This window comes from Thermogymnomonas acidicola (assembly GCF_014646795.1).
GTDB lineage: Archaea > Thermoplasmatota > Thermoplasmata > Thermoplasmatales > Thermoplasmataceae > Thermogymnomonas > Thermogymnomonas acidicola.
Genome location: NZ_BMNY01000002.1, coordinates 79,021 through 93,664, shown reverse-complemented (window position 1 = coordinate 93,664; position 14,644 = coordinate 79,021). Strand labels below are relative to the sequence as shown.

Below are 14,644 nucleotides of genomic sequence, written 5' to 3'. Positions count from 1 at the left end.
CCGTGCCCTAGGAGGCGCATCTGGCCCGGTAATATGAGCAGGGTAGGTGCCATGTGGCCGCGGCGTCCGGAATGCTTGCGGAGGTGGCAAAGCGTTCACGGGAAAGTTAATGGTGCAGGCTATGCTTGCACCACCATGGGCAAAATTGCCATCACGCTCGGAGACCCCGCAGGCATCGGGCCTGAGATCGTGCTCAGAAGCCTCGCTGCCCTGGGTGAGAGGTCCCGGTCGGTTGTGGTTGTCGGGAACATGGAGGTGATGCGGAGGGCCTCCAGGCTGCTGGGCCTCACAGACATCCTGGAGAGGGTGGACGTTGAGGAGGTACCTGGGGATGCCGTGGAGCCCGGCAGGGTGCAGGAGGAGGCCGGCAGGCAGGCAGTGATGGCAATAGAGAGGGCCGTCAGGCTGGCCATGTCCGGTGAGGTTGAGGGCATATGCACGGCCCCCATAAACAAAGAGGCCATGAAAATTGCAGGCTCAAGGTTCATAGACCATACGGAGATGCTGGCACACCTCACTGGGGTGCGTGGACTGCTGACGCTCTTCGAATCTGGCAGCCTGCGCACAACATTCGTCACGAAGCACATGCCACTGAGGAAGGCCATAGAATCCCTGGATGTGGCTTCGGTCGTGAGGTGCATACTAGAGACCGACACTTCACTGCGCCTGCTCGGCCTGGGGAGGAGGATCGCCCTGGCTGCTCTGAACCCCCATGCTGGCGAGAACGGCCTCCTCGGGAAGGAAGAGATAGATATACTGGCCCCAGCAGTGGAGGAGGCGTCAAGGGTGGCAGACGTGAGGGGGCCTTTCCCTTCAGATTCGGTGTACCACAGGGCAGCCAGCGGTGAGTTTGACTGTGTTGTCTCCCTTTACCATGACCAGGGGCACATAGCGTCGAAGATGCACGACTTCTACGGCACCGTGAGCATGAACACCGGCATGCCGTTCCTGAGGACCAGCGTGGACCACGGCACCGCATTCGACATAGCCTGGCAGGGGAAGGCGGACCACAGGAGCATGCTGAGCGCAGTGGAGAGGTGCTTCGCCTACTCACCCCTTTACAGGAGAAACTACGAGGCGTTCAGGGATGAGGTGCTGGAGAGGTTCCCTAGGCTACGAGCCTGATATCCCTTATGGCCTCCACCGGCACCCTTATGCACCAGTGTTCCGCCGTCTGTAGCCTTATGTAATAGCCATCGAAGTCGAGGAAGTAGGCCTCAGTGGGCTCCTGGACAAGTTCGATGAGGCTCGATGCTGAAAGTGGCGACCCGAAGCACTCCAGGGCCGGGGTCGTGAAATCATCACCGTACTTCTCGCTGAACGGGTATACTACCACCCTGGCGCCCTTCTGTATTGACTGGAGGGCCTGACGGGAGAGCATATTCAATAGCACCTACACAATGTACATAAATGTTTCTGCGCCAGCCCGTCCGTCACAGGGGGTCTTGTTTTCCAGGGAAACCGTACAGGACGCTCCTGCATGCGCTGGGGGCATTTCGCGGATTTCGCTGAGAGGTGGTGTGTGCCTTGCGACCGCAAGGGGCATGTTAATATATACCATGCAACTGCACAACCCATGGAAAGCACGAGAAAGATGGCCGTGGCCAGCAGGCTCTCGATAATAGCCATATTCATTGTGGGCGCCATACCTGCACTGGTATCCGACTTTGACGGCTCGGCCTATACCTATGCCTCCACGTACATAATAAGCGCGGTCCACCTGCCGGCATACTATTACGGCGTCCTGATAAGCGGATACGCCGCAGGGATAGCGGTGTTCAGCCTCGTTGGCGGCTTCCTCTTTGACAGGGTCTCCCCGAAGACTGTTGTTGTGGCCTCGGTGCTCTTCTTCAGCGTATTCACGATACTCACTGGGTATTCGACATCTGCTGCCGAGCTGGTGGCCTCAAGGGTCCTGGTGGGGTTCGGCGTTGGGATGTTCCAGTCTGCATCCGTATCGTTCCTCGGGGACGCGAACCCGGAGGCGAGGGGCACCGGTGTCATGGTGTGGGGTGTCCTGGCCGGAGTCGGCACCTTCCTTGCCCCCTACGTGATCCTTCCGTTCCTGCCAGATTACCGCATACCATTCCTGATCTCCGGGATCCTGGGGTTCGTCGTTGCGGGCATATTCCAGACGGTCATACCCAGGGTGTTCAAGAACGAGCCCAGGGCAAGGAACCCTCTGAAGGACATGGTGAACCGCTATTCCATCTTCCCCATGCTGGCCATGTTCTTCTTCGGGTTCACGCTCCTAAACATCCTCGGCTATTACTCAGACCTGCTCGAGAAGGTCATAGGGTTCAGCGATGCTCAAGCTGCTGTCATCATCTCTCTCTTGGGTGTTGGGGGTGTGGTCTTCGGCATACCTGCGGGCTACCTCAGTGACAGGATCGGGAGGAAGGGCGTCCTGGTCATAGGGATAACCCTCATCGCCCTGGGAGCCCTGGGCATCACGTACTCACCGAGAAACATGGGCCTCTTCATCTTCCTGACCCTGGCCTTCGGAACAGGCTGGAGCATCTTCTCGATACTCAGCCCCGCAGCCGGACAAGACATGGTCAGGGACGAGGTTGTGGGTAGCGTGAGCGGGGCCATACTGATGACGTTCAACATCGGCGGAATAATAGGCCCCCTCCTCCTCGCTTACGAGGTGGCCAGGAACGTGCCCCTGAAAACAGGCATGCTCTACCTCATGGACATACCTGCACTGGTCGCCCTTGTGATAACAGTTGCCATGAGATACCCGAAGAACATCAGGGAGGTAGTGAGGCAGCAGCTGCTGGAGGACACAAGCATCAGGCAGTAGGCCTACTGCACCATCCTCCTCCTGGCCTCCTGGACGATCGGGTGGTCTTCGTCAACAACGAAGACCGTAAAAGTCTCGGTGCCGGCCTTGGAGGAGGACTGCAGCACCCTGACAGCACCGTACCTGACCAGGCGCTGGAATATGGCCTTCCTGGCCATGTGGTCGAGCTCCGGGAGCACCTTCTGGAGCCTGTCCACCAGGAAGCCCCCAAGCTTCACAGAGCCGTACCTGTCCCTGTACTGGTCGTAAGCCTCCAGGCATGCCTGCAGTGCGAGCTGCTCGTCTGGTGACAGGTCGTCCAGTGACGTCACCTGGTTCTCACCTGCAGGGATGCCTATGCCCTGTATCTCCCTGTCCACGTACATGTAATTGCCCTCACCAACGAGCTTCTTCAGGTCACCGGACAGGCTATGCTGGAACCCTATGAACATGAGTTTCTTACCGCTCTCCTTCACCCTCATGGCGATGGGCATGTAGTCCCTGTCACCCGCGAAAATGACCATGGTCTCCACATCTGGCCTGGTAAGCAGGATCTCGAACACCGATAGTGAGAGCTCGATGTCAGCGCTGTTCTTGTGTTCAGTTGAGAGCACATCGATTATCCTTACGCCCATCCTCTCCAGCTCCCTCTTCACATCGGAGAGGTTGCTCCAGTCCGCGTAAGCCCTCCTTATTACCACTGGGCCGAATTCCCTCTCTATCATTTCGGTGACTTCCGATATTATGCTCACAGAGCGGTCATTTGCCTGGTCGAACGACAGGCTGTATAAGTTCTTAAGGCTGTAATAGAAGTTCTCGAAGTCTATGAAGACTGCTACGTTACCTCTCTTGTACATCCCTTAGTAATGCTGAGCCTGTCCTTAATAGTTTTTGGTACACCAGTAACACGGGCTTCAGGGGGCTGATGGATTCACAATGGACGGGATCGAGGTTTTCACCGGAAATTGAACCTTCCGGGTTTCCTCTCCGCTCTCCAGGCCAGTGGGGTCAGAGGAGGGTGTAGGCCAGCGTGAGCGCCATGACCTCCACCGTTATGATAGAGCCGAAGACAAGGTAGTCCCTAGGCCTGTAGCCCCCTGGAGAGAGGACGACGAGGTTAGACTGGTTACCAAATGGAGTCATGAATGTGGAGGAGGCCGCCATGGCGACCACGGTCAGTGCCTTCACCGCGCTGGGAAAGCCTATGGCAACAGGGCCCATTATGATGGCTGCCCCCACGTTCCCTATGGTGTTTGCCAGGAGCACCGTCATCAGGAACAGGAACAACGGGGAGCCGGCCACCACGTGGCCCAGGTAGGTGATTATACCGGAACTGGTGAGGGCCGAGCCCAGCGAGAGGAAGCACCCCACAAAGACCACTATCTGCCACTCCACGTACTGATACATGCTCTTGAAGTTCAGCGTCCTGGTCGCTACGAGTATCAGGACTGCTATGAGGAACGCGTACACGATGTCAAGGCCCAGTTCGGACAGGGCCACAGCCAGGGCAAGGGCACCCAGCGAGATCAGGCCGTCCCTCCAGCTGAGGATCCTGATATCCCTCTTGTGCATGGGGGCCAGGGACATCTGGGATATGAACTCCGCTATGTCCTCCTCCTTACCCGAGAGGAGGATGACATCGCCCGCGGATATCTTCACTGTCCTCAGCCTGCCTATTATGCGCTTCCCGTAGGCAGATATGCCTATGATGGAGATATTGTACCTCTTAACGTACTGGCTCTCGCTTATGGTGCTCCCCACAAGCCTCGAGTCCGGCATGACAAAGACCTCGGCCACGCTGTCGCCGGGGGTCATCTTCTCCGAGGGTGCCAGGCGTAGGCCCCTTATCCCGGACAGGGCTGGGATGTTCTCTGGGCGCACCCTGATCACGAGTATGTCACCGGCCGCCAGCACCCTCTCCGGGCTGCTCAGCCGGCCTGGATAGACGCTCACCACCCTGATGCTGAACTGCTTCTCCACCTCGCCCAGCGTCCTGCCCACCAGCGGGCTGTCACCCTGCACCTCCGCCTCTGTCAGGTATTCGCCGGTCTTGAAGCCCTCTATGGTGCTCACCGGGTTCTTGCGGTTCGGCATGATGCGCGATATGATGAGGAGGACCGGAATGCCTATTATGAGTATAATGAACCCCGGGATGAAGAACTGGAAGAATGGCAGAAAAGAGCCGGTCTTCTGGTACCAGAGGTCATAGAGCACTATGTTGGATGAGGTGCTCAGAACCGTGTACCTGCCACCGAGCACAGCGACGAAGGCCAGGGGCATGAGGTACTTAGAGGAGGACCTGCCCATCTTATCCGCGATGTAAAAGAAAAGCGGTATCATCATTACCGTGAGGGCGACGTCGCTCATGAAGCCGGAGAGCACACCGACCAGGAGGAAGATTATCGCCAGGATCACATACTCGTTCTTCAGCCTCCTGATCAGTATGTCCCCGACCTTGTCCAGTATGCCTGAATTGGCAATTGTCTTGCTCGTTATCATCACGAGGGCGAGCGTGATGACAGGTATCGATCCGAAGTTCTCTATGGCCGCAGTCGGCGATACTATGTGCAGCAGGACAAGTGCGAGCACCGTGCCGAGGCCCACCAGGTCATAGCGGATCCTGTTCGTTATCAGCAGTGCCACAGACGCCACCAGGATCACTATGACATACACCTGTTCATGGTCCATGTTGAGCACCGTAAGCCCAGGGTCTTACAATAACAGTTACTCTTGGATTTAACACTTATTCTACGCATCCAGGGCCTAACGAGGGTAAGATCTAATATGGCCCAGTATGTAGCGTGAGGCGAGGAGGATCAGCAGCACAGTGATGGAGCTCAGCGTGAAGTCGAAGGTGCTGTGCGTGATATAGGAAAAGATTGTGAGTGCCAGCGCAGGGGGGTGCCTGTACGGGAGGAAGGTTATGAAGAGGGAGACGAGGACAACGTTCAGCAGCATCTGGAGCGTCCCTGTGCCGAGGAGCACATGTATGGCCTCTGTGGTGAGGATCACGAAGAGGTAGGACGCGGAGATGGAGGAGTACGTGGAGAACCTGCCACCGTGGTCGAAGGTGAGGAGGTAGGTGGAAACCGCGAACGGAGGGGCGAGGAGGAAGAGTGAGTGGTAGGAGGTCACAAGGAGGATTGTGGCGAAGATCACGATGAATGCGATGTACTTCTTCTCATCGCTGGTCAGGCGCACCACAGGGGATCTGGGACCTGGATAAATGCCTTAACACAGGACGGGCGGGCCGTGGAGCCCATGTGCACCTGCGCCGGGTTCAGGCACGCAATACTGCAACCGCGGACGGGCGTTTGGAGCGAGCAGATCGACGCAGAGCTGTCTCCCTTGAGACTGCCACGCAATTGCATACAGGAGCGTCCCACAAAGTGTATTAAACCTTGGCCGGATACCTGTGAGGTGCCGATGTCTGATGTCTACGTTGTATCTGCCAAGAGGACACCCATAGGAAAGTTTGGCAGGTCCCTCGCAAAGGTCAGGGCCCCGGAGCTGGGGGCAGCCGCCGTGAAGGCGGTCATACAGGAATCCTCAGTTGACCCCGACATGGTGGAGGAGGTGATATTCGGAAACGTCATCCAGGCAGGCGTGGGGCAGAACCCTGCCGGGCAGGTGGCCACCCTGGCCGGCCTGAGGGACGAGACCCTGAAGTACACTGTCAATGTGGTGTGCGCCTCCGGCATGCTCGCCGTGGAAAGCGCATACAGGGAAATCGCGCTGTCAGAGCACGACATTATTGTGGCCGGCGGGATGGAGAGCATGAGCAACGCGCCGTTCCTGCTGCCGCCCGACCTCAGGTGGGGGCCAAAGCAGCTCCTGTTCAAGAACTACAGGATCGAGGACGCAATGCTCAGGGACGGCTTGATAGATGCATTCTACTTCGAGCACATGGGCGTCTCCGCAGAATCTTCGGCTAGAAAGTTCGGCATAACCCGGGAACAGGCCGATGAGTTCTCGCTGAGAAGCCAGGAGAGGGCCGCCAGGGCAACAGAGAGGGGAGATTTTTCTGACGAGGTCGTGCCGGTGGAGAACCTCCAGAGGGACGAGGGCATAAGGAAGACTTCCATGGAGGACCTGAGGAGACTACTGCCAGCATTCGACAGGAACGGCATACTCACCGCGGGCAACTCGTCCCAGCTCTCCGACGGGGCATCCGCCCTGCTGCTGTGCTCGGAGAAGGCTGTGAACGAGCATGGACTCAGGCCCATAGCGCGCATAACAGGGTTCAGTTCCGCATCACTCAACCCCAGGGACTTCGTTGAGGCGCCCATACCTGCCACCAGGAAGCTCCTGGAGAGGCAAAAGAAAAAGATAGACGACTACGATCTCGTGGAGCACAACGAGGCCTTTTCCGTGGCATCCATCGTGGTTCAGAGGGAACTCGGGATCGATCCGGAGAGGTTCAACGTCAACGGCGGCGCCATTGCCCTGGGACACCCGCTCGGCAACAGCGGTTCCAGGATCCTGGTCACGCTCATACACGCCCTGAGGCGCAGAAGGCTCCGGACCGGCCTGGCAACCATATGCCACGGTGGGGGAGGAGGCCATACCATGACCGTGGAGGTGCTCTGATGAAGGTCTGTGTGATCGGTTCCGGCACAATGGGCTCAGGTATCGGCGAGGTATTTGCAATATCTTCCAACGAGGTTGTCCTCTACGATATCTACGAGAACCAGATAGCGAACGCGAGGGTCAGGATAGAGGAATCGCTGGGCAAGCTCAGGGACAGCGGGAAGATAAAGGAGGAGCCGAGGGATATCGTCTCCAGGATAAGGTTCACCACGTCCCCGTCCGACCTTGAGGGTGCTGATGTCTACATCGAGGCTGTGTTCGAGAAGCCAGAGGTGAAGGCGGAGACACTGAAGAAGATCTCGGAGGTCGCGCCGAAGAAGGCCATAATAGGATCGAACACCTCCTCCATATCCATAACCTACCTCTCAAAGTTCGTCTCGAACCCTGAGAGGTTCCTGGGTATACACTTCTTCAACCCCGTCCCGGTGATGAAGCTCGTGGAGGTCGTTAAGGGTGACAGGACGCAGGAGAGCGTTGTGAGAAAGGTATTCGAGATGGTGAAGGCCCTGGGGAAGGAGCCAGTGATAAGCCAGGACTTCCCGGGCTTCATAGCGAACAGGGTGCTAGTGCCCCTGATCAGGGAGGCCATACTGCTCCTGGAGGAGGGCGTGGCAACCAAGAACGACATAGACAAGACCGTGAGACTCGGACTCAACCACCCCATGGGCCCGCTCGAACTCGCCGACTTCATAGGCCTTGATGTGTTGCTGGATATAATGGAAGTCATGTACAGGGACTTCGGTGATCCCAGGTTCAAGCCACCGATAACACTGCGCAACCTGGTGAACGCAGGCAAGCTGGGCAGGAAGAGTGGAGAGGGGTTCTACAAGTATTGAGGTGTCGGGATGGTGAAGAAGGAGGAGATCGAGGGGATAAGTGTCCTGACCCTGGAGAGGCCACCCCTGAACCCGCTAACGGTGGAAGACCTCAAGCAGATAAGGGACCACCTGGCATCTTCAGGGGGGCCAGTGGTTATCAGGGGGAGCGGAAAGGCGTTCTGCGCGGGAGCGGATGTGAAGCAGTTCCTGCAAATGACCCCTGAGAGGGCGTACGAGTTCGCACAGGCAGGCCACGACACCGTGAGGGCGATAATGGAGCACCCTGACCCCGTAATAGCAAGCATCCACGGCTATGCCCTGGGCGGGGGCCTGGAACTGGCACTGGCGTGTGACCTCAGGATAGCCGCCCCGGGCACCCTGCTGGGCCTCCCAGAGGTTACACTGGGCATCATACCTGGCTTCGGCGGCACCCAGAGGCTCAGGGAGGTTCTGGGTGAGGCCAGGGCCCTGGAGATGGTCCTGTTCGGGAAGAGGATTGGCGCAGAGGAGGCAAGGCAGCTGGGCCTGGTCAACGAATTATCGGATGACCCGTTCTCCAGGTCTCTGGAACTTGCAAGGCAGCTCCTCCAGCTCCCCAGGTCCAGCCTGTGCAGGGCGAAGGAGCTGGTCAGGTGGCGCAACAGCGATATGTACGAGAGGGAGATGGAGCTCTTCGCCTCCTGCTTCGAGGGGCCAGAGCCCAGGGAGGGCGTGAACGCGTTCCTTGAGAAGAGGAAGCCGAAGTTCAGGTGAGCGCCTCCCTTTCACTGTGGATACGAATTATTATATATTTTTCCCCGGTACAAGCTTGACACCTGTCTGACAGTGGTGAAATGATAATAGAAAGTGTCGAGCTTGAGAACTTCAAGTCGTTTGGCTCGAGGAGCAGGGTGTTCTTTAAGCCTGGACTGACGGTGATAAGCGGCCCCAACGGTTCAGGAAAGAGCAACATCGGGGACGCACTCGTCTTCGTCCTCGGCACACGCTCCTCGAAGATAGTCAGGGCCGAGAAGATGGGGGACCTGATCTACAGGCCAAAGGAGGGAGAGAGGGCCCCAAGGCACTGCTCCGTGACCCTGAACCTCAGGGAGGAGGGCACAGGCGAGACGGTATCGATCAAGAGAGAGCTGGTGGAGGAGGACGGGGAGATCAAGGGCAACTACTACATGAACGGCAAGAAGGCAAGGCTATCGGATATCGAGGCCTTCCTCCTGAGGAACAAGATCTCACTGGACTCTTACAGCTTCGTGCTCCAGGGCGACATAAACAACCTGATAAAGATGAGCGGCACCGAGAGGCGCAGGCTCATAGAGAGCATTGCCGGCCTAGACGTGATCGACATGGACATAGAGAGGAGCAGGAGGGACAGGGAGAGCGTAATATCGAACTTAAACACACTGCAGGCAGTTTCACAGGAGATAGAGACCAGGGTAAGCGTGCTGCGGGCAGAGAAGGAACTGGCTGAGAGGTACATCGAGATGCAGGGGAGGCTCCGCCAGCTAAGGGCCACCTACATACACCTTGAGGCGCAGGCCATCAGGGCCGAGATCGAGGCCCTGGAAAGGACGCTGAGGGACAATGAGGAGAGGATATCGAGGCTGGAGAACAGGCTGGAGGAGATCCAGCAGGAGCAGGATGAGAGGCGGAAGAGGGTCGCTGAACTGTCCAGCGAGATCGAGGAGAGGTACTCTGCGGAGATAAGGAGGCTGCAGGAGGAGCTTGACAGGAAGCGCATACAGGCAGCGGAGATCAGGATGAGGATAGAGGACCGGGAGGGCCAGTACAGGGAACTCGAGGAAGAGAGGAAGCGCGGGGATCAGAGGCTAGCGGCCCTGGAGGGCAGGCTCTCCGAACTGCTACGCAGGGAAGGCGAGATGGAGAAGGCGCTCGTGGATCTGCGTGAGAAGGAAAAAAGGGCCAGGGAAGAGCTGGAGAGGCTCCGGGCACTGAGGTCCGGGGAGCTGGAGGAGTTCCAGAGGATGAACAGGGAGCTGGAGGGCCTCAACGCGGAGAGGGAGAGGCTCCAGGCAGAGATGGAGGAGATGCAGAAGAGGCTCATGGCGGACAGCGCCAGGAAATCGCAGACTGAGAGCGCAATAGCGGCGAGGCAGGAGGACCTTGCGGATCTGGAGGCAGAGCTCAGGGACACCGACTGGAGGCTCAAGAAGATGGTGCCCAGGAGCGAGGAGGCCCTCAGGGATCTCTCGGCCAAATACTACCGGCTCAGGGCAGAGGTCGAGGAGATGAGGCAGAGGAAGGACAGGCTCGCCAGGGAGCTCTCTGACCTTGGGAGGGAGTACGAGAGGCTTGTTGCACAGTCACAGAGGGGCCAGTCATCCAGGGCCCTGCAGGAGGTCATGGAGGCGAGGAGGAAAGGGAAGATCGATGGCATATTCGGGACACTCAGGGAGCTCATAAGCTTCGAGGAAAGGTACAGGGCCGCAGTGGAGAGCGCTGCGGGAGGGAGGCTCAACGCTGTCGTTGTCAGGGACGATGGCGTTGCGGAGGAGTGCCTGGGCCTCCTGAAGCAGAGCGGGGCTGGGAGGCTCACGTTCCTGCCGCTTAACAAGATGTCCACCGGCAGGCCCAGGGGCAAGGCCATAATAGTGAGGAACCAGCCCGAATCGCTGGGCTACATATTCGAGATAGTGAGGTATGAGAGGCAGTTCGAGAGTGCTGTATGGTACGCCTTCCAGGACACAGTCCTCGTGCCGGGCGTGAAAGAGGCGAGGAAGTACATGGGTGGAGTGAGGCTCGTGACCCTGGACGGCGACATCTTCGAGGCCAGTGGAGCCATCACCGGCGGTTCACAGGAGAAGGCGGCGGCCAGGCTGGACGTGGATGCAAGGCTGCAGCAGGTGTCACAGGCCATAAGGGAGAAGAGCGAAGAGATGGAGGCCCTCACAGCAGACCTGTCGTCGAAGTCTGCCATGCTCGAGGATGTGTCCGAGGAACTCAGGAAGGCCACCGGAGATGTGGCGTCGTCCCAGGGATTGAAGAGGGAACTGGAGTCAAGGATGGCGTCTGTATCGTCGAAAATAGAGGAGGCCAGGCAAAGGATAAGGGAACTGGAGGAGGAGAGGGCAGCGGTGGAAAGGAGGATCGGGACGACCCGCGAGGAAATGGATTCGGTGAGGACGAGGGTGTCCGAGGTATCGTCCAGGATCGCCGAACTCACCGCCGCCCTGAGGGAGACATCGCCGGAGAAGTTCAGGGAAATGGAGGCCAGGGAAGAGGCACTCAGGTCGCTGGGAGAAAGGATCAGGGAGGTGCTCACTGAACTGAGCGGAGTGAAGAGGGATGTGGAGCACACCAGGGAGGAGGTTGAGAGGGAGAGGGAAAACCTGGAAGACACAGCAATACGCCTCAGGGACATTGAGAGGGCCAACACCGAGGCAAGGAACAGGGTCTCTTCCATTGAGGAAGAGATCGCTTCCATACGTGCGAGCATAGCCACCTACGGTGAGGGCCTCAAGGACCTCGAGGCAAAGAGGGAGGCAGAGGTGAGGGCCCTGGAATCCCTGGCCAGGGAGTACGACAGGGCCAGGGCGGAGGTGTCCAGCAAGAGGGACGTCCAGTCGTCCCTCAGGGGCCGCATCTCAGACCTCAGGGCACAGCTCTCCTCGAAGGAAGGGGAGCTGGAGGCGTCGGGGGGCGAGCCTGACGTGTCTCTCACCGACAGGAACGAGGTATCGAGGCTCATGGCCGAGACGCAGAGGCATCTGGACAGCCTCGGCCAGGTCAACATGAGGGCCCTGGAGGAATACGAAGCCGAGAACTCAAGGCTCAGCGAGATGAAGGGCAAGATGTCTGCGCTGCTGGAGGAGAAGAAGGCAATAGAGGAATTCACGGAGAGGCTCCTCGAGCAGAGGAAGGTGACGTTCCTGAGAGTTTTCGATTCGATAAGGGAGGAGATGAGAAAGGTGTACCAGGAACTGTCCGGCGGCGGCGATGCCATCCTCTACTTCTCCAATGAGAACGACCCCATGGGGAGCGAGGTGCACATAAAGGCTAGGCCGAAGGGGACAAGGTACACAAGGCTCGAGGCGCTCAGCGGAGGGGAGAAGAGCCTGACCGCGCTGTCATTCATAATCGCTGTCCAGAGGACCTTCCCGTCGCCCTTCTATTTCCTTGACGAGGTCGACATGTTCCTTGACGGGGCCAACGTCGACAGGATCGGGAAGCTGCTCAGGGATGCCTCAAAGAACGCGCAGATAATAGTGATCTCACTGAGGAAGGCAATGCTGAAGTACGCGAACTCTGTCATAGGCGTTACGGTGGGCCCTGATGAGAGGACACACTTCTTCCAGAAGTACATAGGGGAGGTCGTGGGGAGTTGAGCATAGTCGACGAGGTCCTGGTGCAGGCCACCATGCTCGACCTCAACGTGGACTTCTACAGGGATCTCCTCCAGAGGGTGAGCGGGAGCAGGGACGCCTTCTCGTCCCTAGTGCTCGAGATACTGAGGAAGTGCGAGGAGGGGGCCATAGACCCGTGGAAGGTGGACCTCCGGGACATGCTCTTCGTGTATTCCACGCTCCTTGACGAGAACTTCGACAGGTACTTCGAGGCCGGCGAGCTCCTTGTCGAATCATGGCACCTCCTCTCCATCAAGAGCTCGTTCAGTGATGAGGACCCGGTGCCCGAGGAGGAACCGGCGCGGGAAGTGGAGGAGCCCGAGGAGGGGGCCATCCAGGTCGTGCCCTCCATAGCCCACACGGAGAGGAGGCCCGTGATGGTGGTGGAGATAATAGAAGCGCTCAGGAAGAAGTTCAGGGAGAGGAGGGAGAGGCGGCAGGAGATCATCCACGTGAACGATGAGATATTCAGCAAGCTCCACACAGAGGAGCCTGAGAGGGAGATAGAGGAGGCCGCCAGGTTCGTCGAGAGGATAAGGGCGGATCAGTTCTACCTCGAGGACGTGTGGGAGAGGTTCAGGTACGGCAAGGTGCCCTTCTTCATCTACTGCATGTTCCTGGCAAAGCAGGGCAGGATACGCATGGAGCAGGAGGAACCTTACGGGAGGATACTCGTTTCCAGGGGGCCCTGGCAGGAACAGGCGGAAAACATTAAAGTGTGAAAGCATAACCTGCCGTGGACAGACAGACAGTGGACCTGGTCACCAGGGGACTGGTGGAGGTAATAAGGAGGGAGGAACTCGATTCCATTGAAGCAGGAAAGGCCAGGGCCTACATAGGCTTCGAGCCGTCCGGGATACCGCACCTGGGCACCGGACTGCTGTGGCCCGGCAAGATCAGGGATCTCGTGGACGCCGGAATAAACACGACTGTACTCCTCGCGGACTGGCATGCCATGGTCAACGACAAGCTCGGGGGCGACATGGAGAGGATACACAGGAGCGGGGACGTACTCAAAAGAGTCATAGAGAGGAGGGCAGGAGAGGGCAGGGTGCACTTCGTGTGGGCGAGCGATCTGGCCCGGGACGATAACTACTGGTCGCTCCTCCTCTCTGTGGCAAAGCGGTCGTCACTCAGCAGGATAAGGAGGGCCCTGCCCATCATGGGGAGGAGCGAGGAGGAGGCTGACAGGGACTTCAGCAAATACATATATCCCCTGATGCAGGTCACGGACATATTCTACATGGACCTGGATATAGCCATGGGCGGCATGGACCAGAGGCATGCCCACATGCTCGCCAGGGACATCGCGGAGAAAATGGGGAGGAAGAAGCCCATATCGCTCCATGGGCCACTTCTATCATCACTGACCGGCTCCGGCAGGATGGATCAGTTCAAGAAGATGTCAAAGAGCGACCCGGAGTCCGCCATATTCCTCTCTGACAGCGAGGAGGCCATAAGGAGAAAGATCTCCAGGGCATACTGCCCGCAGGGAACCGTGCAGGGGAACCCTGTGACGGACATAGCCAGGTACATAATCCTGCCACAGGCCCCCCTCAGGGTCAAGACTGGGAACGGCGAGGTTGAGTTTAAGAGGTTCGAGGACCTCGAGAGGAGCTACGTGCAGGGCCAGATAGACCCGCGTTCACTGAAGGAGGCCGTGGCAGAGGCGCTCGAAGGCCAGGTGTCCAGGTACCGGGACCTGGTGCCTGAGAGCCTCTGAGCTCACTGCATCCTTTCCAGGAAGATCACTTCGCCGTCCGTGTAGAAGCCCAATATGTCACCTGGCTCGATCTTCAACCTCTCCGCCACCTTTCTCGGCAGGGTTATCCTTAGAGAGCTTCCCCTTTTTGATACATGCGCCACATCTACCAATGATTTCTGCTGAGGCATGATTCTACATGGTAAATCTGGTATTTAATTGCATCTGTTTTAAATCTTGGATTAAAAATCCATAAAAACAATTTTCCAGTTCTAAAATCTGTTTAAACTATAAACTGCCCGAATCCTTGCCGGAACCCCCTCATCCCCTGTCTGACGCCGGCACAGGCAGGGACTGGACCCACCGTGGGCTTCAGTGGCGTGAATCGAGA

Annotated in this window: 13 protein-coding genes; 8 read left to right on the top strand and 5 right to left on the bottom strand. The window is 58.1% G+C overall.

Features of this window, described 5'->3' with window-relative positions; translation table 11 throughout:
* Window positions 1-135: 135 nt before the first annotated feature.
* On the top strand, window positions 136-1,125 hold the full coding sequence (gene pdxA, locus IEW66_RS06390; RefSeq protein WP_188681408.1) for a 4-hydroxythreonine-4-phosphate dehydrogenase PdxA: 990 nt from the start codon (window positions 136-138) through the stop codon (window positions 1,123-1,125).
* Here pdxA and IEW66_RS06385 read toward each other — a convergent pair.
* Window positions 1,109-1,381, bottom strand: coding sequence for a hypothetical protein (locus tag IEW66_RS06385; protein ID WP_188681406.1), 273 nt, complete (start codon window positions 1,379-1,381; stop codon window positions 1,109-1,111). The two genes, pdxA and IEW66_RS06385, sit on opposite strands and share 17 nt — an antisense overlap.
* Before the next feature lie 195 nt (window positions 1,382-1,576).
* Here IEW66_RS06385 and IEW66_RS06380 point away from each other — a divergent pair, with 195 nt between their 5' ends.
* On the top strand, window positions 1,577-2,806 hold the full coding sequence (locus IEW66_RS06380; protein WP_188681405.1) for an MFS transporter: 1,230 nt from the start codon (window positions 1,577-1,579) through the stop codon (window positions 2,804-2,806).
* Between the two features lie 2 nt (window positions 2,807-2,808).
* Here IEW66_RS06380 and IEW66_RS06375 read toward each other — a convergent pair whose 3' ends face one another.
* The 3 genes from IEW66_RS06375 to IEW66_RS06365 form a co-directional block, all read right to left on the bottom strand.
* A complete protein-coding gene (locus IEW66_RS06375; RefSeq protein ID WP_188681403.1) occupies window positions 2,809-3,642 on the bottom strand; it encodes an NYN domain-containing protein in 834 nt (277 codons plus the stop codon).
* 151 nt (window positions 3,643-3,793) lie between these two features.
* Complete coding sequence (locus tag IEW66_RS06370) at window positions 3,794-5,473, bottom strand: SLC13 family permease (protein ID WP_188681401.1); 1,680 nt, start codon at window positions 5,471-5,473, stop codon at window positions 3,794-3,796.
* Between the two features lie 75 nt (window positions 5,474-5,548).
* Window positions 5,549-5,989 (bottom strand): hypothetical protein, encoded by a 441-nt coding sequence (locus tag IEW66_RS06365; protein WP_229657533.1) that lies wholly within the window; start codon window positions 5,987-5,989, stop codon window positions 5,549-5,551.
* A gap of 222 nt (window positions 5,990-6,211) precedes the next feature.
* Between IEW66_RS06365 and IEW66_RS06360 the strand changes: the two genes are divergently transcribed.
* The 6 genes from IEW66_RS06360 to IEW66_RS06335 all read left to right on the top strand — a co-directional run bounded on the left by IEW66_RS06360 (window position 6,212) and on the right by IEW66_RS06335 (window position 14,274).
* Window positions 6,212-7,375, top strand: a complete 1,164-nt coding sequence (locus IEW66_RS06360; protein WP_188681591.1) for an acetyl-CoA C-acetyltransferase — start codon at window positions 6,212-6,214, stop codon at window positions 7,373-7,375.
* Window positions 7,375-8,211: a 3-hydroxyacyl-CoA dehydrogenase family protein gene (locus tag IEW66_RS06355; protein WP_188681397.1), complete on the top strand. Its 837-nt coding sequence runs from the start codon at window positions 7,375-7,377 to the stop codon at window positions 8,209-8,211. The genes IEW66_RS06360 and IEW66_RS06355 overlap by 1 nt, the downstream gene beginning before the upstream one ends.
* 9 nt (window positions 8,212-8,220) lie before the next feature.
* Window positions 8,221-8,946, top strand: coding sequence for an enoyl-CoA hydratase/isomerase family protein (locus tag IEW66_RS06350; RefSeq protein WP_188681395.1), 726 nt, complete (start codon window positions 8,221-8,223; stop codon window positions 8,944-8,946).
* A gap of 80 nt (window positions 8,947-9,026) precedes the next feature.
* The gene (smc, locus tag IEW66_RS06345) at window positions 9,027-12,533 is read left to right on the top strand and encodes a chromosome segregation protein SMC (protein ID WP_188681393.1); all 3,507 of its coding nucleotides are present in this window, start codon (window positions 9,027-9,029) and stop codon (window positions 12,531-12,533) included.
* A complete protein-coding gene (locus IEW66_RS06340) occupies window positions 12,530-13,273 on the top strand; it encodes a hypothetical protein (protein ID WP_188681392.1) in 744 nt (247 codons plus the stop codon). The genes smc and IEW66_RS06340 overlap by 4 nt, the downstream gene beginning before the upstream one ends.
* 14 nt (window positions 13,274-13,287) lie before the next feature.
* Entirely contained in the window at window positions 13,288-14,274 is a 987-nt protein-coding gene (locus tag IEW66_RS06335) for a tyrosine--tRNA ligase (RefSeq protein WP_229657532.1), read from the top strand.
* A 2-nt stretch (window positions 14,275-14,276) separates the two neighbouring features.
* Here IEW66_RS06335 and IEW66_RS06330 read toward each other — a convergent pair whose 3' ends face one another.
* A complete protein-coding gene (locus tag IEW66_RS06330; RefSeq protein ID WP_188681389.1) occupies window positions 14,277-14,444 on the bottom strand; it encodes an AbrB/MazE/SpoVT family DNA-binding domain-containing protein in 168 nt (55 codons plus the stop codon).
* Window positions 14,445-14,644 lie beyond the last annotated feature (200 nt).

What these genes read in the sequence shown, in the direction of transcription:
- pdxA (WP_188681408.1), top strand. Translation starts at nt 136, where the DNA reads ATGGGCAAAATTGCCATCACGCTCGGAGACCCCGCAGGCATCGGGCCT.
- IEW66_RS06385 (WP_188681406.1), bottom strand. Translation starts at nt 1,381, where the DNA reads ATGCTCTCCCGTCAGGCCCTCCAGTCAATACAGAAGGGCGCCAGGGTG.
- IEW66_RS06380 (WP_188681405.1), top strand. Translation starts at nt 1,577, where the DNA reads ATGGAAAGCACGAGAAAGATGGCCGTGGCCAGCAGGCTCTCGATAATA.
- IEW66_RS06375 (WP_188681403.1), bottom strand. Translation starts at nt 3,642, where the DNA reads ATGTACAAGAGAGGTAACGTAGCAGTCTTCATAGACTTCGAGAACTTC.
- IEW66_RS06370 (WP_188681401.1), bottom strand. Translation starts at nt 5,473, where the DNA reads ATGGACCATGAACAGGTGTATGTCATAGTGATCCTGGTGGCGTCTGTG.
- IEW66_RS06360 (WP_188681591.1), top strand. Translation starts at nt 6,212, where the DNA reads ATGTCTGATGTCTACGTTGTATCTGCCAAGAGGACACCCATAGGAAAG.
- IEW66_RS06355 (WP_188681397.1), top strand. Translation starts at nt 7,375, where the DNA reads ATGAAGGTCTGTGTGATCGGTTCCGGCACAATGGGCTCAGGTATCGGC.
- IEW66_RS06350 (WP_188681395.1), top strand. Translation starts at nt 8,221, where the DNA reads ATGGTGAAGAAGGAGGAGATCGAGGGGATAAGTGTCCTGACCCTGGAG.
- smc (WP_188681393.1), top strand. Translation starts at nt 9,027, where the DNA reads ATGATAATAGAAAGTGTCGAGCTTGAGAACTTCAAGTCGTTTGGCTCG.
- IEW66_RS06330 (WP_188681389.1), bottom strand. Translation starts at nt 14,444, where the DNA reads ATGCCTCAGCAGAAATCATTGGTAGATGTGGCGCATGTATCAAAAAGG.